Here is a 22514-nt window from a genome sequence, read left to right as displayed (position 1 = left end):
ACGACGGCGCCGCCCCGGTTCAGGGGCGGCGCCGTCGTCGTGCGGACGCTGCTAAGCGGTGCTGCTAATCAGCCGCGCTTCACCTTGCCGGACTGCGATTTGCCCGACTGTGATTTGCTGGACTGAGATTTGCCCGACTGGGCCGTGCGGGCCAGCAGGATCTTCTCGTCCACCGGGGCCTGGCCGCTGGCGCGCTGGCTGCGGAAGAACTCCCGGGCCTCGTCCTGGCGGGCCTTCTCCGCGCCGGTGGCGATCGCGGCGCGCAGGTGCTCCGGGCCGTAACCGAAGGCATCCACCAGGTCCAGGGCATGCGGCCGGATCTTCACCAGCAGCCGGTTGATGTACTCGCCGACGGTGCGGGCGCGCTGCATGGAGAGCCGGCCGTTCATGAGGTACCAGGCCAGGTTTTTCTCGATCAGCGACAGCCCGAACAGGTCGCGCAGCCAGGTCAGGACGGTCTTGGTGCCCGGGTCCGAGGTGTGGCCGAGGGCTTCGGTGAAGGCCTCCCACTGGAGCAGCTCGGCGTGCGCCTGGGCGGCCTCGATCAGTTCGTGCTGGTGGCTGTTGAACAGCGCCGCGGCCTGCTGCTGCGGCAGCTTGTTCGCGCCCTTGAGGGCCGCGCCGACCTCGGCGACCATGGCCTGCACGCGCTCGGTGAGCAGGGCGCGCTGCCCGGCCTCGTCCTTGAGCGCGGTGGCGGCCTTCTGCACCGAGCCGGAGTCCGCCACGAACTGGGCCACACCGCGCAGGCCGGTCCGGTGGATGGCGGCGCCGGTGGCCTGTCCGACGACGTAGCGGGCCAGCACGCCGAAGTCGACGTTGCGGAATTCCTTGGCGTAGTCGGCCAGCAGGCGCTTGGCGACCAGCTGCAGCAGGACGGTGTTGTCGCCTTCGAAGGTGGCGTAGACGTCCAGGTCGGCGCGCAGCGACGCGAACCGGTTCTCGATCAGGAACCCGGCGCCGCCGCAGGCCTCGCGGCATTCCTGCAGGGTGTCGAGGGCGTGCCAGGTGCTTAGCGGCTTGAGCGCGGCGGCCAGTGTCTCCAGGTCCTGGCGGTCCTCGTCGGTGTCGTTCCGGCCGGAGAAGACGTCGTCGAACTTCTCCAGCAGCTGTTCGCTGGCGAAGCCCGCGGCGTAGGTGGTGGCGAGGCGGGTGAACAGGCGGCGCTGGTGCCGCTGGTAGTCCAGCAGCACTTCCTCATCCGTGGCGGAGGAGGCGTTGAACTGGCGCCGTTCCGTGGCGTACTGGATGGCGGTCTTCAGCGCCAGCCGGGATGCGGCGACGGCGGCGCCGTCCAGGGAGACCCGGCCCTGGACCAGGGTGCCGAGCATCGTGAAGAAGCGGCGGCCCGGGCTGGCGATGGGGGAGCTGTACGTGCCGTCGGGGTCGACGTTGCCGTACCGGTTGAGCAGGTTGGTGCGCGGGATCCGGACGTCGGTGAAGTGCAGCCGGCCGTTGTCGATGCCGTTCAGGCCGCCCTTGACGCCGTCGTCCTCGCCGCCGATGCCGGGCAGGAACTCCTTGGTCTTCGGGTCGCGCAGCTGCACGTAGAAGGCATGCACGCCGTGGTTGACGCCCTGGGTGATGAGCTGGGCGAAGACGACGGCGGCCAGGCCGTCGATCGCCGCGTTGCCGATGTAGTCCTTCCAGGCCGCCCGGAACGGGGTGTGCACGACGAACTCTTCGGTAGCGGCGTCGTAGGTGGCAGTGGTGGCGATGCTGGCCACGTCCGAGCCGTGCCCGGTCTCGGTCATCGCGAAGCAACCCGGGATCTCAAGGCTCAGGATGCCCGGCAGCCACTTCCGGTGGTGCTCTTCGGTGCCAAGGTGGTTTACGGCGGAGCCGAACAGGCCCCACTGCACGCCGGCCTTGATCTGCAGCGAGGGATCGGCCACGACGAGTTCCTGGAACCCGGCGATGTTCGCCCCGTGCTCGTCGGCGCCGCCGAGCTCCACCGGGAAGGCCCGGTGGACGGCTCCGTTGTCGACCAGGATCCGGAGCTGGTCGAAGGTCCGCTTCCGGTGCTCGGTGTGGGTCAGGCCCTCGGTCTTGTGCAGCTCGGGCTTTCCGGCCAGCGCCCGGGCCTCGCGGCGGACCGCGGCCCATTTGCCCAGCAGCTGCTCGCCGAGGGCGGCGACGTCGACGGAGGGGCCCGCGGCAGCGGCCGGGGCGGCCGCCCCGGCGGCGGAGGAGGATGAGCCGGCGGGCCGGTTGGCTAGTTCAGTCATGTCGATTCCTTCGTTGGCACTGACATCGGTCAAACGGTTGGTACGGGGGTGGCGGAGCGGATCCGGTGCGGGGCGCTCCGCCGGGTCAGGACGGGCGGATCATACGGGCCGGTCCCGGAGTTCCGGGGCGATGCCGAAGCACAGCCAGTCGGTGATCTGCCGGGCCATGGCTTCCTGGCCCGGTTTGGCGGGGGAGTCGGGGCTGGCAAGCCACTGCTCGCCCGCATTACGGACCAGGCCGATCGCAGCGTTCGGCCAATACCCGATCACGGCTTCCTTCCCGGCGACGGCGCGCAGCTGCTGCCGCATGGGCGCCGCGATCATCTCGCTGATCGCGGCGAAGAAGTGGCCCAGGGCGCCCGCGGCAGCGACCGAACCGTGGTCCACACCCGGGTCGCCGGGGGCATACCGGGTCACGAAGGTGTAGACGTTCGGGCTGGTCTCGGCCATCTGCAGGTAGGCCGAGACCATGGCGTACAGCCCTTCGCGCGGCGTCTGGGCGCCCTGCGCGGCCTCGAGGATCCGGCGCTGCATCTGGCTGAGGACCACCTCGCCGACTGCCTGCTGCAGGCCGGCCTTGTCGCGGAAGTAGCGGTAGAACACTGACTTCGACGTGCCGGCTGCGGCCGCGATGTCCTCCATCGAGGCTTCGCTGCCGAGCGCGTGCACGGCCTTGCGGGCCGACTTGATCAGTTCCCGGCGGCGCTCCTCGCGGTGCGACTGCCAGCGGGAGACCCGGCCATCGACGGCGCCCGCGCCGCCGTCGGGCGCGCCGCCGTCGGGCGCGCCGGACCCGGGGCCGGCTGCGGCGCCCGTCTCACTCTGCGGCGCACCAGGCCCCGCCGGAAGGATGTTCACGATACCCAGCGTATCAGGTACGCTGGGTATCGGTAACCGGCTTTGATCGAAGGAGACAGCAGATGCCCGACAATGGAACCCCCGCGCCCGGAGCGGCGACAACGCCCGCGGCCGCCACGCAACTCCGCAAGGCCGTCGTCGTCGGCGGAAACCGCATCCCCTTCGCACGCACTGGCGGCGCGTACACCAAGTCGTCCAACCAAGACATGCTCACCGCGGCGCTCGACGGGCTGATTGCCCGGTTCGGGCTGCAGGATGAGCGGATCGGCGAAGTCGCTGCCGGCGCCGTGCTCAAGCACTCCCGGGACTTCAACCTCACCCGCGAAGCCGTTCTCGGCTCCGCGCTCTCCGCCGAGACCCCTGCCTACGACCTGCAGCAGGCCTGCGCCACCGGTCTGGAGACCGTGCTGGGCCTGGCCAACAAGATCAAGCTCGGCCAGATCGACTCCGCCATCGCCGGCGGCGTGGACTCGGCCTCCGACGCCCCGATCGCGGTCAGCGAGGGACTGCGTGAGGTCCTGCTGGACCTGAACCGTGCCAAGACCCTGCCGCAGCGGTTGCAGGTTCTTAGCCGGCTCCGCCCCAAGGACCTGGCTCCCGACGCCCCGAATACCGGCGAGCCGCGCACCGGCCTGTCCATGGGCGAACACCAGGCCCTGACCACGGCGCAGTGGAAGATCACCCGCGAAGCCCAGGACGAGCTCGCTTACAACAGCCACCGCAACCTCGCCGCCGCCTACGACGCCGGGTTCTTCGATGACCTGATGACGCCGTACCGGGGGCTCAGCAAGGACTCCAACCTCCGCGCCGACACCACGCCGGAAAAGCTCGCGGGCCTCAAGCCGGTTTTCGGCAAGAACCTGGGCGCCGAAGCGACCATGACCGCCGGCAACTCCACCCCGCTCACCGACGGTGCGTCCACGGTCCTGCTCGCCTCCGAAGCCTGGGCCGATGCCCACGACCTGCCCAAGCTGGCCACCGTCCTCGACGGTGAAGCAGCGGCGGTCGACTTCGTCCACGGCAAGGACGGCCTGCTGATGGCTCCGGTCTTCGCCGTTCCGCGCCTGCTGGCCCGCAACGGCCTGGGCTTCGGGGACATCGACTTCTTCGAAATCCATGAAGCCTTCGCCGGCACCGTCCTGAGCACCCTGGCAGCCTGGGAGGACGAGGAGTTCTGCCGCACCCGCCTCGGCCTGGACGGCGCCCTGGGCAGCGTCGACCGCGCCAAGCTCAACGTCAACGGCTCCTCGCTTGCCGCAGGCCACCCGTTCGCCGCGACCGGCGGCCGGATCGTCGCCTCGCTCGCGAAGATGCTGCACGCCAAGGGCCAGGTCGACGGACGTCCGGCACGCGGGCTCATCTCCATCTGCGCGGCCGGCGGCCAGGGCGTCGTCGCCCTTCTCGAAGCACACTAAGGGGACCCGATGAGTGACAAATACACCCAGTTCGTCAGCCGGGGCCTCGGCCGTGACCTGGCCCGCAAGCTCGGGTTGCCGCAGCCGGTGGAGCTCCGCCGCTACCGGCCCGGCCAGCCCCTCGTGGAAGGGCCTGTGCTCATCCAGGGCGCCGGCACCGGCGCGGATGAGCTTGCCGCTGCCCTGCTGGCCTGGAACCTCGATGTCCGGCGCCACGCCGTGCCGCGGGAAAAACTCGGCGCGATCATCCTGGTGCTGGACGAGGCCTCCCGGCCCGAGGACCTGGAAAAGCCGGTCCTCACCGCCGCTGCGTCGTTCCGCGACCTGGCCGCCAACGCCCGCGTGATCACCATCTCCCGTGACGCCGCGGAGGCCGCCGAAGCCGCCATGCCTGCGGTGGCGGCCGCCCGGCAGGGCGTCGACGGCCTGCTCCGTTCACTCGCCAAGGAGCTGCGCGCCGGCGCCACCGGCAACGGCATCGTCCTCGCCGACGGCGCACGGACCACGAGCCCCAGCGCCCTCGGCGCCCTGCGGTTCCTCCTCTCGGGCCGTTCGGCCTTCGTCGACGGCCAGTTCCTCACGGTTTCCTCCGACGCGGGCCAGCTGCCGGACGACGCCGACAGGCCGCTGGCCGGCAAGGTCGCTGTCGTGACCGGCGCGGCCCGGGGCATCGGAGCGGCGATCGCGCGCACGCTCCACCGGGACGGCGCCACCGTCATCGCGGTCGACATTCCTGCCGCAGGGGACCACCTCGCGGCCGTCGCCAACGAGATCCCTGGCACTGCCCTGCAGCTGGACATCAGCCGCGAAGATGCCGGCCAGCGGATTATCGACCACGCGGTGGAGCGGCACGGCAGGCTGGACATCGTGATCCACAACGCCGGCATCACCCGGGACAAGCTGCTCGCCAACATGGACCAGGGGCGCTGGACCTCGGTCATCGCCGTGAACATTGCCGCCCAGCTGCGGATCAACGAGGCCCTGCTGGCCTCGGAGCACTTCCGGAACGCGCCGCGGATCGTTTCCGTCGCGTCCACCAGCGGCATCGCCGGCAACCGCGGCCAGACCAACTACGCCGCGTCCAAGGGCGGCGTCATGGGCATGGTCCGCGCCACCGCGCCGCTGCTCGCGGCCCACGGCGGCTCGATCAACGCCGTCGCGCCGGGGTTCATCGAGACCGAGATGACGGCACGGATCCCGTTCGCGACCCGGGAGGTGGCACGCCGGCTCAATTCGCTGCAGCAGGGCGGCCGGCCCCAGGACGTCGCCGAGGCGATCGCGTTCCTGGCCAGCGACGCCGCTGGCGGCATCTCCGGTGGGGTGCTGCGCGTCTGCGGACAGAACCTGGTGGGCGCATGAGCGCTCCGCAGACTGTCCGGCTGGGCGAGATGCCGTCGCTGTCCAAGCTGTACGTCAACGCCGCCGCCACCGCGGCACGGCGCCGCGTCCTCGGCGCACAGTCCGGGTCCGAGCTGCCCGGCTGCGGCCACGAGGTCCGCGGCGTCACGGCCGGCGTCGGGAATCTGACGGCCTACCAGCACCTGGTCGGGGAAACCGCCAGCGATGTGCTGCCGGCCGGCTTCATCCACGCCCTGGCGTTTCCGCTGGCCATGTCCGTGATGAACCGCGAGGACTTCCCGCTGCCGCTGCTGGGCATGATCCACCTCAGCAACAAGGTGGTGCAGTCCGCTCCGGTGCTGTTCTCGGAGGCACTGGACATCCGGGCCTGGGCGGAAAACCTGCGCGGGCACCGCGCCGGGACCCAGCTGGACCTGGTCGCCGAGGTGCGCGGGGCAGGTGAAGACACCCTGCGCTGGCGCGGCGTCTCCACCTACCTGGCCAAGGGCGTGTTCCTGCCGGGAATCGACAAGCCCTCAGCCGCCGCGGCTCCGGGCGACTTCACGGCGCCGAACCCGACGGCCCTGTGGCAGCTGGGGGTGGACACCGGCCGCGCCTACGCTGCCGTGTCCGGTGACTTCAACCCGATCCACCTCAGCGTGCTCAGCGCCAAAGCCCTGGGCATGCGCCGGTCGATCGCGCACGGCATGTACCTGGCCTCCAGGGCGCTGGCCGACGTCGGCGCCGCGAAAGGCGACGCGTTCAGCTGGGATGTGGCGTTCGAGGCGCCGGTGTTCCTGCCGGCCAGGGTGGCGCTGGACATCAGCACCGTGCAGGACGACGACGGCGCGTGGCTGCGCTCGGACTACGTGGCGTGGAGTCCGCGGTCGGGCCGGAAGCATTTCAGCGGGTCGGTGGCGTCGCTGAAATAGCGCCCCACAAGGCAAACGTCGGCGGCCGCCCCGGGAAGACCGCGGTTTCCGGGGGGGAGCCGCCCGCGTCTGCGGCCCCGGGTCAGCCCGCGTCGGTGGTATCCGGCTGGCGTTTGGCGTCCCCGGACTTCAGCACGCGCAGCATGCGGTGCAGGCTGAGCAGGATCGATTCCACGGCGTTGGGCGCGCCGGGGGGCTGTTCCTCGGCCGCGATCCGCGCGGTGAACTCCTGGACCGCGGCATCGGCCTGTTCGATGAGCTCGGCCTGGCGCTGCGGTTCCTCCTCATCGACGGCGCGCAGGGCATCGCCGACCAGCGCCATGGCGTCGGCCAGCGGCTCGGCCTGGCCGTCGGGGATGACGAAGGGGTGGTCTGTGGCCCAGATGACGTCCGAGAGTACCTGCGTGACGTCCTGGATGTGGAAGGTCAGCCGTTCCAGGTCCCGCAGGTCGCGGTAGTCCTCTTCAACGTCCCGGGGGTGCAGGCGGCGGCGCGGGTTGGCCCGGCGGCTGGCGTCGGCCTTTTGGACGGCGGCACGTACCGAGCGGGCGTGCGCGGCCAGTGCCTCCGAGCGGCGCGACCAGTCCTCGTGTTCCGGCGGCCAGTTTTCCTTCAGCGCCTTGCTCATGTCCCGAAGCTGCCGGGCCAGGGCCAGCCGCAGTTCGGCCAGGCTCAGTGCCGCGGCCTTGAAGTGCAGCGGCGGGAAGACCAGCAGGTTCACGAGGATGCCGACGCTGACCCCGACGCCCATCTGGAGCAGGTAACCGAAGGAGAACTTGTCCGGGTTGTGGCCGCCGACCAGCAGCACCAGCAGTGCCGCCGTCGGGATCCAGTCGCTGCCCGAGCCAATCCGGGGCAGGCCGGCGAGGATTACCCCCAGCCCCATGACGATCGCGACGGTCAGCGGGGATGGGTCTCCGAGACTGAAGAGCATGAAGGCCAGGCCGATGCCGATGGCGAGCCCGACGAGGGTCTGGAACCCCTGGCGCATGGAGCCGGAGACGTTCTCGTACATGGCCACGAGCGCACCCAGCGGGGCGTAGTAGGGGTATTCAGCGGCGGAACCGGGCATGTAGGGGGCGATGAAGAACGCGACGCCTGCCGCGATGGCGGCCTTGGCTGCCAGCTGCAGCCTGGGCCACAACAGGGCGGCGGAGACGCTGGCCCGCACGGCCCGTCCCGCTTTGCCGAGCCGGGAGGGATGGCCGCCGCGGTCGGGTTTATCGTCACTAGCCATCCGGCCAACACTAGGGCTGCGGCGTTGGTGCTACAAGTGGACAAACCCGCCCATGCCCTGTCCGGCTAGTCCGCAGCGGCGCAGGCCTCCCGGACGGCTGCGGACAGACGCTGTGCCCGGCCGCCGGTACGGCCTTCCTCGGCACGCCGCGGGACGTAGCCGAAACCGATGCCGTGGGCCGGATCCGCATAGCCCAGGGCCGCGCTGGCGCCTTCATGCCCGAACGCGAACGCGCTGCCGAAGTCCCGCTCGGGCTGCGGTTTCATGAAGACGACGGCGAACGCGTCGCTTTGGGCCGAACACCGGTCCAGTCCCCAGACCTGTTCCTCGGCCATGAGTGCGGCGGTGCCCGGAGCCAGGAACGCGGGGAGACCGTCAACGCCGGTTAGCGCGGCGGCGTAGAGGCGGGCCAGACCGTCCGCGGAGCCGATTCCGCCGGCGCTGCTCATCCCGCCGGCCCGGATGGTGCGGTGGTTGGGCAGTTCCATGATGGTGCTGACCGGGGCGTTGCTGGTGATCCCGTCGAGGCTGAACGGATCCGCCGGCGGTCCCTCCGCGTACAGCACGTCCCGGAACCGCGGCTCCTGGTCCTCGGGCAGGCCCAGGAAGAAGTCCAGGCCGTAGGGGAGGCGGAGACGTTCGTCGAAGAGCGCCTGAAGGGACCTTCCCGCCACCCGCCGGCACAGCTCCTCCATGATGACCCCGATGGTCAGGGCGTGATAGCCGAAGGCAGTGCCCGGACGCCAGAGCGGAGCCTCGGCGGCGAGCCGGCGCGCTGCCTCGGAGGTGGGGAAGTCGGCGAGCGCCAGGCCTCCGGAGATGCCGGGGACCCCTGCCTGGTGGGACAGTGCCTGCCGGACGGTGAGACGGTCCTTGCCGTGCGCCCCGAACTCGGGCCAGTAGGCGACCAGTGCGGCATCCAGGTCCAGCAGCCCCTCCTGGACCAGCAGGGCGATGACCATGGCTGCGGCGCCCTTGGAACACGAATATGTGCCGGTGATTTCTCCCGGGCCCAGTCCGGCACCGGCGCTGAGGTCCAGCACCTTGGCGCCGTGCCGGTAGACGGCGAGCTGGGCGCTGTAGGCGGGGTCCGCGGCCCGGAAGGAGTCGAAGAGTTGACGGACGGCAGTGAATCCGGGAGCCGCGTAGCCGGAGGAAGAGGAGGAGGCCGCGTTGGCCGCGTCGTCGGTCGCTGTGTCCGCCACGCCTCAGCCGGCCCCGTGGCCGGCCGCCACCTCTTCGCCGGCCCGCACCGGACCGGGCGGGGTGCCGATGCCGAAGGGCCGGCCGCCGAGGGCCTCCCTGCCGTGCTCCGTAAGCCAGTTGCCCAGGTCCGGGCCTTTCGGGACGATGCCGGTGGGGTTGATGTCTTCATGGACGATGTAATAGTGCTGTTTGATCTGCACGAAGTCGATGGTGTCTCCAAAGCCGGGGGTCTGGAACAGGTCCCTGGCGTAGGCCCACAGGGCCGGCATCTCGCTGAGTTTCTGCCGGTTGCACTTGAAGTGTCCGTGGTAGACGGCGTCGAAGCGGGCGAGGGTGGTGAACAGCCGGACGTCAGCCTCGGTGATGGTGTCGCCGACGAGGTACCGCTGGCCGGTGAGCCGCTCTTCGAGCCAGTCCAGGGCTGTCCAGAGCCGGTCGTAGGCCGCGTCGTAGCCCTCCTGCGACCCGGCAAAGCCGCAACGGTAGACGCCGTTGTTAACCTCGGTGAAAACCCGCTTGTTCACGGCGTCGATCTCCGCCCGGAGCGCCTCGGGGTAGAGCTCCGGCGCGCCGTCGCGGTGGTACTCGGTCCACTCGGTGGAGAAGTCCAGGGTGATTTGCGGGAAGTTGTTGGTCACCACGGCTCCGCTGGGAACATCGACGATGGCCGGGACGGTGATACCGCGGGGATAATCCGGGAAGCGCCGGAAGTAGGCCTCCTGGATCCGTTCGATCCCGAGGACCGGATCCTTCCCGCCCGGATCCAGGTCAAAGGTCCAGGAACGGGCGTCATGCGTGGGTCCGGGCTGGCCGAGCGAGATGACGTCTTCGAGGCCCAGCAGCCGCCGCACGATCACAGTCCGGTTCGCCCAGGGACAGGCCCGCGCCGCGACCAGCCGGTAGCGTCCCGGTTCAACCTTCCAGCCGGGCTCACCGTTGGCGCCGGGGGTGCCGTCCCGGGTGATCCGGTCTTCGATGTAGTTGGTGTCGCGGGTGAACTCGGCTCCGCCGGTGACATAGGCGCCGCGCGTGCTGAAGGCCTGGTCCGTCTTCGTGGTTGACTCACTCATGCCCCCAGCCTAGACCGCCGGACCAACGGGGAGCCGCCCGGGACCGGTCGGGACACCCCGCCGGCACGCAGCCCCGCCGCCACGCAGCCCTGGCGGCGCAGCAGACAGCTTCAGCGCAGCAGGCCGGCGAGCACCGGGGCGATCGGCTGCCAGGCCACCCACCAGGCGGCGGCCACGGCCGCTACGAACAGTCCGATCCAGAGGAAGGCCGGAACCCGGGTGGCCCGGGCCAGCAGGAACGCATCCGACGTTGACAGGCGGTTCCGGTGCCGGGTGTGCACCGCGATGAGCTTGCCCAGGTCGCGGACGGCCGCCACCAGCAGCGCAAGACCGAGCCCGATCATCACATGGCCGATCAGCACGGCCGGGACAAACAGCACCAGCACTATGGCCGCGAGCACCGCTCCGGCAGTGATCAGCACGCCGGCGATGTTGCGCAGGAAGAGGAAGGACACCAGCAGCAGCACGGTCCCTACCGACATGGCCGCCGGCCCCCAGCCGGTGAACCCGCACCAGACCATCGCCGCGCCCGCCAGGGCCGGGACCGGGTAGCCCCAGAACGTCGACCAGACCGCAGCCGCCGGCCGCCGGCTGTAGCTCGTGGTCGTGCCTGAATGGTCCAGGCCCAGCCGGATGCCGCCGAGGCGCTGGCCGGTCATCAGGGCAGCGACGGCATGGCCGAGTTCGTGGGTCACGGTGGCGAGCAGGCCGAAGTAGCGCCAGGTGGCACTCGGCAGGGACAGCACGACGGCGGCCGCGGCCACCAGCAGGAGTTCCACACCGGTCACCGACGGGACCGGGGCGTGGCTGAAGCCGGCCACCAGCCGCTCCCACCACGTGCCGGCGAGGTCAGCGGCCGCGAGGCCGGGCAACGCGCTACCCATGTCCGGGGCTCAGGCTTTTCCGGCGGAATGCTGGATGCAGTACGGCGTCCACGGTCTGGCCTCAAGCCGGCCCTCCGCGATGGGGCCGCCGCAGACCTCGCAGATTCCGTAGGTGCCGGCCTCGATCCGGGCGAGGGCCGCGTCGATCTGGGCCAGTCCGGCGCTGCTCTGGGCCAGCAGCGCGGAGGCCTGGGAGAGTTCAAAGGCAATCGTGGCGCCTTCGGGGTCGTGCTCGTCGTCGACGTTGGAGTCCTGCCGGGCGGCGTTGACCGAGGTGATGTCCCGGCGCAGGGCGGGGAGCAGGGCAAGTTTGCGTTCGCGCTCCTGGGACAGGAGGATCCGGAACCGTTCGACGTCGACCATAGGGTGCAAGGCTAGCGCGGGCAACCGGACCGCGTCGAAACCGTCCGGACGGCCCGCCGGGCCGAAAGCCCTGTCGCCGGGGAGCGGGCCGGCAGTACAGTGAAAGCCCGATCTCACCCAGCCAGGGAGATGCCATGGACCCCTCCGCCGCACAGACCCCTGCTCCACGTAGCTCTCCTCCACAGGCCCCTGCTCCACAAAGCCCTGCTCCGCAAGCGTCCGCTGCGGAGTCCGCGATGCCTCCGGCCGCCGATGACGATGCCCGGGCGTTTGCCGCCGTGGAGCACCACCACGCCGGGATGCTCACGCGCCTCGACGCCTTGGTCGCAGCCCTGACGCATGCCGTCCAGGCCCGTGACTCTGTGGCGGAGCACGACGCCCACGAAGTGCTGGTCGAATGGTGCGAAACGGAGCTTGTCCCGCACGCGCTCGCCGAGGAAGGGCCGCTCTACGGCGGTGCGGGCGGCACCCCCGAGGGCCGGCTGCTGGTGGCGGGCATGCTCTCCGAACACCAGGTCATCGTCGGACTCGTGGAGCGGCTCCGCGCGGCCCGAGGCGTGGACGCCGCCGTCGCTGCCGGAGCTATCGGACACATCTTCGCGCTGCACCTGCAGAAGGAGAACGGCCTGCTGATGCCGTTCATCATGGACTCGCCCGGGCTCAGCCTGGCGGACGCCGTCGCCGGCCTGCACGAACTGGTGGGAGAGGCGCATGTGCACAGCTCGCACGGGCGAACCGTCGGGGACGCGCCGACGGCCAACGGCTGACCTGCCCATGGCAGACCGTCCGCCGGCCGGGGGCCCCGCCGGCCCGGAACACGGCGGCGACGCCGACCCGGCGTTGCGCGAACTTGCTGCCGCCCATGGGGTGGGGATCTCCTACCGGGGCTGGGACGGGCTGGAGCGTCCGGTGGCCGCCGGGACCCTGCGCCGGGTCCTCGGCGCCCTCGGGGTTGCCGCCGACAGCCCCGGCCACGTGCGGGGCTCGCTGGAACAGGCGAGGCTGGCACCGTGGCGCCGGCTCCTGCCACCGATCGTGGTGGCCCGCGAGGGGATGGCGGCGTCCTTCGACCTGCACGTCCCGCACGGCAGCCCCGTCACCGTCCGGGTCATTGCCGAGGACGGATCCCAATACGAAGCGCCGCAGCTGGAGAACTGGGAAGCGCCCGTCGAGGTCGACGGCGTACTGACCGGGCGCGCGAGTTTCGCCGTCCCGGAGGGGCTGGGTCTGGGCTGGCACACCGTCCAGGCGGACGCGGCCGGAATGACGGCGCAGTGCCCGCTAGTGGTGACACCGGCGCAGTTGCGGCCCACCGGTGCCCTGGCCGGCCGGCGCGCGTGGGGCCTTACCGCCCAGCTCTACTCCGTGCGGTCCGCCCGCTCCTGGGGGATCGGCGACTTCGCCGACCTGGCGGACCTCGCCGCGGTGGCGGCAGCGGAAGGCGCGGACTTCCTCCTGGTCAACCCGCTCCACGCCGCCGAGCCCGCGCCGCCGGTGGAGGATTCGCCGTACCTGCCGGCCACCCGCCGCTTCTTCAACCCGCTCTACCTCCGGGTGGAGGAGATTCCGGAGTACGCCTACCTTGAGCCCCGGGCGCAGGCCGCCATCCACGACGCGGCCCTCCGGCTGCAGGCGGCGAACCGGCAACCGGACCTGCTGGACCGGGACGCCAGCTACACGGCCAAGCTGGCGGCGCTGGAACACGTCTTCAGGGTCCGCCGAGGCCCCGACCGGGCCCGCCGCTTCGGCGACTTCTGCCGCGGCCAGGGGAAAGGGCTGGACGACTTTGCCCTCTGGTGCGCCCTGGCGGAGCGCCTCGACCCCGCGGCCCCCGAATGGGAGGCCGAGGCAGCCTCCCCGAACACGGACTACTGCGCAGCCCAACGGACGGCGCTCGCGGACCGGATCGAGTTCCACCGCTGGCTTCAGTGGGTCTGCGACGAACAACTTGATGCCGCCCAGCACGCGGCGCTCGGTGCCGGGATGCGGATAGGCGTCATCCACGACCTCGCGGTCGGAGTGAAGCCCGGCGGCGCCGACGCCTGGACCCTCTCCGGGGTTCTTGCCTCCGGCGTCACGGTCGGCGCGCCGCCGGACGTATTCAACCAGCAGGGCCAGAACTGGACCCAGCCGCCGTGGCACCCCGGCAGCTTGGCCGAATCCGGGTACGCCGCCTACCGGGACATGCTGCGGACCGTCCTGCGCCACGCCGGCGGCATCCGGGTGGACCACATCCTGGGCTTGTTCCGGCTCTGGTGGATTCCGGAGGGTGCGCCGGCGGACCAGGGCACCTACGTCTACTACGACCACGAGGCGCTGATCGGGATCCTGGCCCTCGAGGCCCAGCGCGCCGGAGCATTTGTGATCGGAGAGGACCTGGGGGTCTTTGAGCCGTGGGTGCGGGACTACCTTGCGGCGCGCGGGATCCTCGGCACCTCGATCCTGTGGTTCGAGCGCGACGCCGACGGCCCCCTCAGCCCTGAAAGCTACCGGGAACAATGCCTGACCAGCGTCAACACGCATGACTTACCGCCCACGGCAGGCTACTTGGCCGGCGAACACGTGGCCCTGCGGGAGTCCCTCGGGCTGCTGCGGCGGCCGGTGGCTGAGGAACGGGCCGCGGACTCCGCGGAGCAGGAAGCGGTGCTGGCGCGGGTCCGGGAGCGCGGACTGCTCCCGCCCGCTGACGCCCCGCCACCTGGCGAGCAGGCCACGGTCGAGGCGCTGTACGCCTTCACCGGGCTGACGCCGTCGGTCTTGCTCGGCGTCGCACTCGTGGACGCGGTCGGGGAGCGGCGCACGCAGAACCAGCCCGGCACCGGCTCCGAGTATCCCAACTGGCGTGTGCCGCTGGCGGGCCCGGACGGCGCCGTCCTCCTTGAGGAACTGCCCGCGAACCCAAGGGTCCAAGCACTTCTTGCCACCGTCCGGAAATCCCTGCACCCCGTCGCTGCCGACGGGAGCAGCCCGGCAGGCAAGTAGTGGAGGCCGAAAGGCAAGTACTGCCGACACCCGCCTGCAGGAGCGGGACAGGTAATTCGAGTACTCGATACTCGTGCACCTCTACAGGGCAGTTCCTAGGGTTTGGCCTACTGGGTCTCAACTGAATACGTAAGGTCTCACATCATGTCCACGCTAAATGCTCTTGCCCCAAAGTTTGTTGCCGTAGGCAACCCTATTAATGCTGACGTCCTTGCCCCCCGCACCGGGGGGAGTTCGCGTCCAGAATGGTGCCGACGGGAGCTGGTCGGGGAAATTCTGGGCAACCTGACCGGCCAGGGCGGCACCGGCGGCTCCTGCGGTGCGGTGGTCGTCGGAGCGCCGGGAGCGGGCAAAACCTTCCTCGCCCGCAAGGCGCTCGAACGGCTGGATCACAGTTACCTGGTCGTTCAGGTGGAGGGGCGTTCGGCCCCGGCAACAACGCCTTACGGCGCTCTGGAATCGCTCGTGAACAACCTCGACGAAGGATGCCTCGATCATCCGCTCAAAGTGGTTGCCGGACTTACCCGGCTGCTGCGGGATCGGGCCGGGGGACGCGAGGTTGTCCTGTTCGTGGATGATGCTGAAGGCCTTGACGAACTGGCCGCCCTCGTCGTTAACCGGCTGACAGTCCACGGAACTGTTCGATTGCTGGCCACGGGACAGGACCTGCTGGCGGCTCCGGGCGAGCTGGTTGCGCTGTGGAAGGACGGCGTCGTCGGACGGACTGACGTCGGTGCCTACAGCCGGGCCGAGGCACGCCAGTGGCTGCGCTCCTTTTGCGCGGCCGAGGTCTCAGCCGCGGCGGCAGCGGCATTCTGGGCAGCCAGCCGCGGAAACCCCAGGGTGCTCGAACTGATCGTGCGCGACCAGATGGACGCGGGCACGTTCGTTGCGGACGACGGTATCTGGGTACTGACCAACAGCTCCTTCGTGGACGGCGCGAACTCCAGGGACGCCGTCTGCGCCTGGCTCAACCCGGAATCCCGCGCGGAGCGCCAGGTCCTGGAACTGCTGGCACTCAGCGGCGGCATGCCCTTGGACTCCCTGCTGCAGCTCGGCAGCGCTGAAGCCGTTGATTCGCTCACCGCGAGGGGCTGCCTCGACCGGCCGAGTGGCCGGCGGTCCTTGGTGCGGCTCGGGAATCCTCTGGCGGAACGCGCTATCCGCGAGCGTGTTCCGAGGCGCCGGAGCAGGGAGCTGTACCTGCGCGCCGCGCAGGTCCAGCCAGGAGCTGAGGGCTCGGCCGCGGAAGTCCTGGCGATGTCCCGGTGGGCGCTCGACTGCGGCGAGCCGTTGTCCGCGCGTGAGGCCAGGGAGGCATCGTGCCTGGCCAACCGCGCCGGCCAGCCCCGGGTGGCCCTGAGATTTGCAGAGCTTCTGGCCCCGCACGAACCTGGCACCGCCTTGGTGCTTCAGGCCCGGGCCTACCTGGCGCTCGGGGAGGCCGTAAAGGCCGAGCAGCTCTTGTCCCCGCACGACCTCGACGCGATGGACCTTTCGCTGGCCTGCTGGGTCGAGGCAATGCTGGTGCGCAGCCACGTCCTCGCTTCCTGTCCGGGCCGCGGGCCTGAAGCCCGGGCCGAGTTGGACCGTGTGGAGGTGCGGCTGAATGGAGCCGAAGCCGGTTCCGTTCAGGACGGCGCCGGAACCGCAGCGCTGCGTGAGGACCTCGCGTTGGCCACCGCCGAACTCGACTTCAGCGAGGGCAGGTACCGCCAGGCGACAGAGGCGCTGGTTCGGCTGTATCCAGCCTGCACGGACCGGGGAAGGATGGTCCACGCGGCCACGCTGTTGTGGCAGGCCTGGACGATTGCGGGCCGTCGCGCGGATGCCCGGACCCTGATCCAGGACATGCAGGTCCGCTTCACCGCAGAAGAGCTGGCGGAGGTCGGAGCAAAGACCACTGAACAAGCACTGCTGTACCGCTTTGTGGGGACATCCCCGGTTCCCCGCCTCCTCGGCGGCCCCGACGCCGGGCAGGGCGCCGGCGGGACCGCAGCCGTCGCCGTCGCTTTGGGCGAACTCGGCCAAGGCGTCCTGGACGCCTACTGCGGACGGGCAGAGCGTGCGCTGACGCGGCTGTTGCCGGCACAGCGCCAGCTCGGGCAGCTGGATACGTCCGGCGGACAGGCACTGGCCGGTGCAGCTATCGCGTACTGCTACGCACTGCTCGGGAAGAAAGACAAGGCCCTGCAGTTCCTGGTTTCCGTGGAGCTCGACGGCCGCTGCCCGTCGCAGCTCTCGTTGGGCGTGCGCTCTTTCTTCCAGGTGCTCGCCTCCGCGGAACTGGCATCCAAGGAAAAAGCAGGAGTGCGGCTGCTGGGTCTTGCCGAGGAGGAACGCCGGCGGGGGGCGAAACTGCCCGAACTGGTTCTCCTCTGCGCAGCTGTGCGGCAAGGGTGCCACGGCGCTGCCCCGCGGCTGGTCGCGGCGTCGGCATCCGTCCAGGGGGTATTTGCGGACGTATGCCGCCTGTTCGGGACGGGCGTGCAGGAGCAGGACAGCGCCGTGCTGCTGGAGGCCGCCGAAGCCGCCGCTGGTATGGGCGATGACCTGTTCGCCAGGGACGCGGCCCGGGAGGCCCAGAAACTTGCCGCCACGGCGGGGGACCGGGCCGCAGCCCGCGCGGCCCGGCACCGGATCAGCAGCAGCGTCCAGAAACTGGGGGTCATGCCGACGGAGGAAGATGGACCGACGCTCACGGCCCGGGAACAGGAGGTGGCCCGCCGGGCGGCCGCGGGCGAGAGCAACAAAGCCATCGCTGCGAAGATGCACATCTCCGTCCGGACCGTGGAAGGTCATCTCTACCAGATCTACGGAAAGCTCCTGGTGACCAGCCGTGCCGACTTGAAGATGACCTTCGCGTAGGGGGCCGGACATGGATACGGGCGTTTCTTCCCAGGCCCAGCCGGGCTGCTCCGAGCTGGTGGCGTCCATAGTGGCCGCGCTGCAACATCCGGACCGGAAAGGAGTCCTGCTGGCGGGGGACGCCGGACTGGGCAAGACCGCCCTCGCACGGGGGGTGCTCCGGCAACTCGGCCCGACGGTCAAGCCCTTCTGGATATTTCCTGCCGCGGCACTGGCGCAGCTGCCTTTCGGTGCCTTGGCCCCTTACCTCGACTCGTTCCCCCTGCCGGAGCCCGCGTCGTGGCTGGCGGTACTGCGGCGCATGCAAGACGTGCTGCGCCGGCGGCTCGACGCCGGCGAACCGATGGCCTTGGTAATCGTGGAAGACGCCTGGCACCTCGATGCAGACAGTTCCAGGGTGCTGGCGCACCTGGCGGTGACCGGGCTGGTGAAACTGGTGGTGCTCTCCCGGAAGAAGCCGGAACCGCCGGCCGCTTTTGTCTCCCTCTGGGACGAAGGACTGCTGCAACGCTTTGACCTGTCGCCGCTGACGGACGCGGAGGCGGCCGCGCTTTGCGGGCAGGTGCTGGGCGGAGACATGGTCACCAGCGACAGTACCGCCCTCAACAGGATTGCCGGAGGAAACCCGCTTTTCCTGCTGTCGCTGATCCGTCAGGGCCAGCGGTCGGGCGAGTTGGTGCTCCGCAACCACGTGTGGATGCTGAGGAACTTTCACCTGCGGGTCGATCAGCAACTGCGGGACCTGGTCCGCGAACAGCTGGCCGCCAGATCGGCGGCGGAGAGGGCGATCCTCGAGACCGTGGCGCTCGCAGAGCCGATGCCCCTGGTTTGGCTGCAGCAGCTGGGCAAGGAATCGGACGTCGACACCCTGGAAGAGGACCGGCTCATCACCATCGCCCGCGGGCCGCACCGATTGGTGCGGCCGGCCTCCCCGCTGCTGGGAGCTGTGCTGCGCGACCTGGTTCCGCCGGCCCGCAGCATGACCATTCGCTCCCTGCTCCTCGCAGTCGCGGACGGTGTGATCCCGGAGGAGACCCAAACCAGGCTGGTCTGCTGGTCGTTGGAATGCGGCGCCGCGGTCAGCGATGAGCAGCTCCTGGGGGCAGCCGCCAGCGCCAACCGGCATTTCGAGCCCATGGTGGCGCTGCAAACAGCCGAAGCGGTGAGCGGGGAAGTCTTTCGGGCGGCAGCGAAGGTCCAGCTGGCTGAAGCCCACGTCCACCTTGGTGACCTGCCCCGCGCGGCGTCGTTGCTGCAGGACTGCATAGAGTCAGCGGCGGACCCCGCGACGGCGGAGGCAGCTTCCCGGCTGGCCGCCCGCGTGCATCTGGGGATGGGCGGCCAGGTCCTGGGGCTCAGAAGAATTGCCGCCGCCTGGCGCGCGTCGGAACGGCGGCTTGACGCCGGGAGCGCGGGGTCCGCGGTGCGCGGCCCCTGGGGGAGCCGCCTGCTGCTCCTGCACGCACTTCACCTGGAGGGACGCTACGCCGAAATCGAGGCTGAACTGGTTGCGGGGCTGGCCGACACCGGGGCGGACCCCGTCACCCGCACCAGGATCCTTTACCTCTGGGCTGAGTTGCTGGCGGCCACCGGACGGCCGGACAGTGCCGCCCGGGCAAGCGGCGAAATCCTGCAACTCCTGGGCGGAAGCTCGACGGCCCAGTTCCGGGCCTACGAACTGGCGCGCTTCAAGTATTCCCTGGCACTGGTGCGGCTCGGGCGCTGGAACCTCGTCGCCAGACCGCTGGAAGAGGCTCCGTGGCACGGGTTTCGCAGCGGGGTGCACTTCGGCGGCGGGCAGCCCCTGGTAAGCGGGCTGGCGGCACTGAGGCAGGGCGACATGATGACCGCATTGGGCAGGCTTGAGGTTGCCGTCGAGGCCCTCATCGAATCCGACTTCGACCAGCTCCTGCCATACGCCCTGGGCCTTGCGGCGTACGCTGCTTCCCTGCTCGGACGCAACGACGTGGTGGACCGCTATGGTGAGGCCTACAACGGCGTCCCCTATCAGGGTTCCCTGCACTTTCAGTTGCTGGGCCAGGCCCACCTCGCGGCAGCGCGGGCGGCCGTGCAGGGCGCAGCAGCCGGTATCCGTGAGCTGGCCGGACTGGCCGACCGTGCCCGCCGCGCGGGGCTGCTCGCGGCGGAACGTGATGCCCGTGAACTGGCGTTGCGGCTTGGGGATAACAGCCAGTTGGCCCGCCTGGTGGAACTGACAAATCACGGCGAGGGGCCGGAAGCCGAGTGCCTCAATGCCTACGCGCGCGGCCTGCTCGAGCGGGACGCCGAGCAGCTGCTCGCTGCCGGCGAAAGGGCGCAGGAACGGCGGTACTTCCTGCTCGCGGCCGAATGCCTCGGCAAGGCGGTCTCCTTCCTGAACGGCACCCGGGACCCGAGGCGCGTCCGGGCAGTGGCCCAACTGCTCCACCTCCGGCGCAACGAGCTGGCGGGAATCAGCGCCCTGCCCCTGTTCGGCCCGGATGACGCTACCTCCCTGACAGCCAGGGAACGCGAAATTGTCATCATGGTGACCAACGGCAACACCAACCGCGAAATCGCCGAGCTGTCGTCACTGTCGGTCCGCACTGTGGAAGGACACCTGTACCGAATCTTCAGCAAGCTCGGCATCAATCGCCGCGAAGATCTGAAGACTGTCGGCCTGACGACTGTGCGAAGCGGCGAGCTCAGCCCCCGCTGAAGCCCGCAGGGAATGCCGGCGCCGGCAGGATCATCCGCACGGGGTTCCGTGTCGGCGCCGCCGCACGGTGGTCGCGCCGGAAGGAGCTGCCGGGGACGGACCGAATGGCCGGCTGGTTTACTTGCTGAGTTCGGCCAGTTCCGGGGCACCGAGGCTCATCGCGGCCAGGATCGCGTCGACCGCGGCGTCCACCGAGGTGGTGCCGGTATCAAGCACCAGGTCGGCGTCCTGGGGCGGTTCATAGGGGGAGCCGATCCCGGTGAAGTCCCGCAGGTCCCCGGCACGTGCCTTGGCGTAAAGTCCCTTCCGGTCCCTCGCCTCGCAGACCTCCAGCGTCGTCGCCACATGCACCAGGAGAAAGGAGCCGGCACTCTCGGCCATCGCCCGGACCTCCTGACGGGTGGATTCGAACGGCGCGATCGGCGCGCACACGGCAATTCCGCCGGACTTGGCGATGAGCGACGCGACCCAGCCGAGCCGGCGGACGTTGAGCTCGCGGTCCTGCCTGCTGAAGCCAAGTCCGGACGACAGGAGCCTGCGGACGTCGTCCCCGTCCAGCAACGTGACGGGGCGGCAGTCCGCGAGCTGCAGCCTTTCGACCAGTGCACGGGCGATCGTCGACTTGCCGGAGCCGGAGAGACCGGTCAGCAACACGACAGTTCCCGCCGCGGGAGTAGCTCCTGCCAGCGGTTCGGGATTCGCCACGCGGCGCCGTCGCGGCCGGAATCCCGCCGCCGCCCCCGCGTCGGAGGTGTAGTTGAGCAGGATGGAGGCGCCCAGCCGGCGCAGTACGTAGTCGCGCAGGGCCGGGTCAGGACCGGCGGCTGCCCCCTCATACGCGGGCAGGACCAGCAGTCCGGTGCGCGCTCCGGACAGCTGCTCCGAGCAGTGTTCGAGGACGGTCAGCAGTTCCAGGACCGTGTAGCTTCCGTGCTCCTGGCTGCCGGCGACCGCTACCAGCCACAACGTGGCGTGGTGGCGGACCGCCATGCCCATCGCTTCGGCAAGCTGGGCCGGCTCCGGCACCCGGTCAAACGCGGCCACCAGGATCGGGTCCGTGGCGCGTCCCGGCAGCCCGCCGTCGGCTGCGCTGAGAGGCCGGGTCAGGCGCAGCCTGCGGACGGGCGGGTGCTCGGCGGGCTGAAGTGCTTCCAACCGGCCGGCAAGGTGCATGATGTCGTGCCCCGAGTCCTGGCTGGCGTTGACAGTCAGTCTGGCCAGGGGAGTGCCATCCGGATCCGTGATCACCAGGGCGCTTTCGTCCACGGCACGTTGCCCGACGGCGGCGGGCACCGGCAGTGTAAACGGCCAGGGCCACTCCGCTGGAACGTGGGAGGGCAGCGCATAGCCGTCCGCGGGACCATACAGGCCGCCCAGGAGGAGCTCCAGCTCGTCCAGGCGGGCGCCGGTGAGAACGTGCGATGGTTCTGCACCCAAGAGCAGGCTCACAGTGTCCCCCTGATTCCGTCGGCTGATTTCATGAGAGCGGCCGCCTCACGACGCCGTCGGCTCTCCACGCTGGCCAGTGCCGGGAACCCTTTCTGCCGGCGCAGGTACATCCAGGCAAGGGGTGCGACCAGCAAAGCGGCCCCGAGCACACCGGCTGTCAGCGCGTCCGGTACGGAGAGCATCTTCAGCGCCGACGCCAGCAGCACAAAGGCCAACGCCCTGCGCACAAATCCACCCGAGAGGCGGGAAGACAGCATGGCCCCCAGATAGACACCGGGAATGCTTCCCAGCACCAGGGGAAGAGTCAGGCCGAGGTTCAGGTCACCGAAGAAGGTATGCCCCACGGCCGCTGCAAAAACTAGGGGAACGGCCTGCAGGAGGTCGGTTCCGACCAGCTGGTTGGCTTTGAGCCCCGGATAGATCAGCATCAGCCCGATGATGATCAAGGACCCGCTTCCCACGGAGGTCATCCCCACCACCGTGCCGCCCAGAATCCCGAGGAGGACGGTGGGCACAACCCGGACTGCCACGTGCGGCCGCTCTGTGGGCAGCTCAGCGCCGCGTCCGTCCGCGCTGCGCGCGCGCTCGGCGAGGCGTATGTAGGCCCGCACCACCAGCAGGATGGCGCTCAGCAGCAGGGCAAAGCCAAGGGCCAGTTTGACGTTCTGCTGGACTTCCTCGCCTGGGCCCAGCCACTTGAGGATCAGCACTCCGCAGAACGCTGACGGCACCGAACCCACCGCCAGCCACTTGACGACGTCCAGATTTACGGTCCGGCGCCGCAGGTGTACCACCGAACCCACCGGCTTCATGACGGCGCTGGCCACGAGATCGCTGGAGACCGCGGCGAGTGGCGGGACGCCAAAGAACAGCACCAGAGCGGGTGTCATGAGGGCTCCGCCGCCCATGCCTGTAAGTCCCACGACGACGGCTATACCGAAAGCTGTCAACGCCAAGGTCAGGTCCATAGCGCCGATCCTTGCACC

General features: G+C 70.0%; 16 protein-coding genes. 7 read left to right on the top strand and 9 right to left on the bottom strand.

Translation table 11 applies throughout. From position 1 onward, the window contains the following. Positions 1–68: 68 nt before the first annotated feature. Together ACTWLI_RS14080 and ACTWLI_RS14075 are read right to left on the bottom strand one after the other, a co-directional pair. Positions 69–2228: an acyl-CoA dehydrogenase family protein gene (locus tag ACTWLI_RS14080; protein WP_445154403.1), complete on the bottom strand. Its 2160-nt coding sequence runs from the start codon at positions 2226–2228 to the stop codon at positions 69–71. A gap of 99 nt (positions 2229–2327) precedes the next feature. After that, the gene (locus tag ACTWLI_RS14075) at positions 2328–3086 is read right to left on the bottom strand and encodes a TetR/AcrR family transcriptional regulator (protein WP_445154402.1); all 759 of its coding nucleotides are present in this window, start codon (positions 3084–3086) and stop codon (positions 2328–2330) included. A 62-nt stretch (positions 3087–3148) separates the two neighbouring features. On the opposite strand from ACTWLI_RS14075, the gene ACTWLI_RS14070 reads away from it, so the two are divergent. From ACTWLI_RS14070 to ACTWLI_RS14060, 3 genes are read left to right on the top strand one after another with little or no spacing between them, the layout of a single operon-like run. Further along, the gene (locus ACTWLI_RS14070; protein ID WP_445154401.1) at positions 3149–4501 is read left to right on the top strand and encodes an acetyl-CoA C-acetyltransferase; all 1353 of its coding nucleotides are present in this window, start codon (positions 3149–3151) and stop codon (positions 4499–4501) included. Between the two features lie 9 nt (positions 4502–4510). Next, the gene (locus tag ACTWLI_RS14065; RefSeq protein WP_445154400.1) at positions 4511–5860 is read left to right on the top strand and encodes a 3-oxoacyl-ACP reductase; all 1350 of its coding nucleotides are present in this window, start codon (positions 4511–4513) and stop codon (positions 5858–5860) included. Beyond that, entirely contained in the window at positions 5857–6771 is a 915-nt protein-coding gene (locus ACTWLI_RS14060) for a MaoC family dehydratase (protein WP_445154399.1), read from the top strand. Before ACTWLI_RS14065 ends, ACTWLI_RS14060 begins: the two co-directional genes overlap by 4 nt. Before the next feature lie 82 nt (positions 6772–6853). On the opposite strand, the gene ACTWLI_RS14055 is transcribed toward ACTWLI_RS14060, so the two are convergent. The 5 genes from ACTWLI_RS14055 to ACTWLI_RS14035 all read right to left on the bottom strand — a co-directional run bounded on the left by ACTWLI_RS14055 (position 6854) and on the right by ACTWLI_RS14035 (position 11531). Next, positions 6854–8008: an FUSC family protein gene (locus ACTWLI_RS14055; RefSeq protein WP_445154398.1), complete on the bottom strand. Its 1155-nt coding sequence runs from the start codon at positions 8006–8008 to the stop codon at positions 6854–6856. A gap of 65 nt (positions 8009–8073) precedes the next feature. Beyond that, the gene (locus tag ACTWLI_RS14050) at positions 8074–9213 is read right to left on the bottom strand and encodes a serine hydrolase domain-containing protein (protein WP_445154397.1); all 1140 of its coding nucleotides are present in this window, start codon (positions 9211–9213) and stop codon (positions 8074–8076) included. A gap of 3 nt (positions 9214–9216) precedes the next feature. After that, complete coding sequence (locus ACTWLI_RS14045; protein ID WP_445154396.1) at positions 9217–10284, bottom strand: glutathione S-transferase family protein; 1068 nt, start codon at positions 10282–10284, stop codon at positions 9217–9219. Between the two features lie 110 nt (positions 10285–10394). After that, a complete protein-coding gene (locus tag ACTWLI_RS14040; RefSeq protein ID WP_445154395.1) occupies positions 10395–11168 on the bottom strand; it encodes a M50 family metallopeptidase in 774 nt (257 codons plus the stop codon). Positions 11169–11177: 9 nt separating this feature from the next. Then, the gene (locus tag ACTWLI_RS14035) at positions 11178–11531 is read right to left on the bottom strand and encodes a TraR/DksA family transcriptional regulator (RefSeq protein WP_445154394.1); all 354 of its coding nucleotides are present in this window, start codon (positions 11529–11531) and stop codon (positions 11178–11180) included. Positions 11532–11767: 236 nt separating this feature from the next. Here ACTWLI_RS14035 and ACTWLI_RS14030 point away from each other — a divergent pair, with 236 nt between their 5' ends. The 4 genes from ACTWLI_RS14030 to ACTWLI_RS14015 all read left to right on the top strand — a co-directional run bounded on the left by ACTWLI_RS14030 (position 11768) and on the right by ACTWLI_RS14015 (position 20079). Further along, positions 11768–12298 carry a hemerythrin domain-containing protein gene (locus ACTWLI_RS14030; RefSeq protein WP_445154393.1) on the top strand — a complete coding sequence of 177 codons (531 nt, stop codon included), beginning with the start codon at positions 11768–11770 and terminating at the stop codon, positions 12296–12298. Positions 12299–12305: 7 nt separating this feature from the next. Continuing rightward, positions 12306–14513, top strand: a complete 2208-nt coding sequence (malQ, locus tag ACTWLI_RS14025; RefSeq protein WP_445154392.1) for a 4-alpha-glucanotransferase — start codon at positions 12306–12308, stop codon at positions 14511–14513. Positions 14514–14657: 144 nt separating this feature from the next. Next, positions 14658–17381: a LuxR C-terminal-related transcriptional regulator gene (locus ACTWLI_RS14020; RefSeq protein ID WP_445154391.1), complete on the top strand. Its 2724-nt coding sequence runs from the start codon at positions 14658–14660 to the stop codon at positions 17379–17381. Positions 17382–17391: 10 nt separating this feature from the next. Beyond that, positions 17392–20079, top strand: a complete 2688-nt coding sequence (locus tag ACTWLI_RS14015) for a LuxR C-terminal-related transcriptional regulator (protein ID WP_445154390.1) — start codon at positions 17392–17394, stop codon at positions 20077–20079. Between the two features lie 117 nt (positions 20080–20196). Here ACTWLI_RS14015 and cysC read toward each other — a convergent pair whose 3' ends face one another. Continuing rightward, positions 20197–21528, bottom strand: coding sequence for an adenylyl-sulfate kinase (cysC, locus tag ACTWLI_RS14010; protein WP_445154389.1), 1332 nt, complete (start codon positions 21526–21528; stop codon positions 20197–20199). Further along, positions 21525–22496 carry a sulfite exporter TauE/SafE family protein gene (locus ACTWLI_RS14005; RefSeq protein WP_445154388.1) on the bottom strand — a complete coding sequence of 324 codons (972 nt, stop codon included), beginning with the start codon at positions 22494–22496 and terminating at the stop codon, positions 21525–21527. The genes cysC and ACTWLI_RS14005 overlap by 4 nt, the downstream gene beginning before the upstream one ends. Positions 22497–22514 lie beyond the last annotated feature (18 nt).

Source organism: Arthrobacter sp. Hor0625 (genome assembly GCF_052567525.1).
This window is presented reverse-complemented; position numbering and strand designations above follow the sequence as displayed.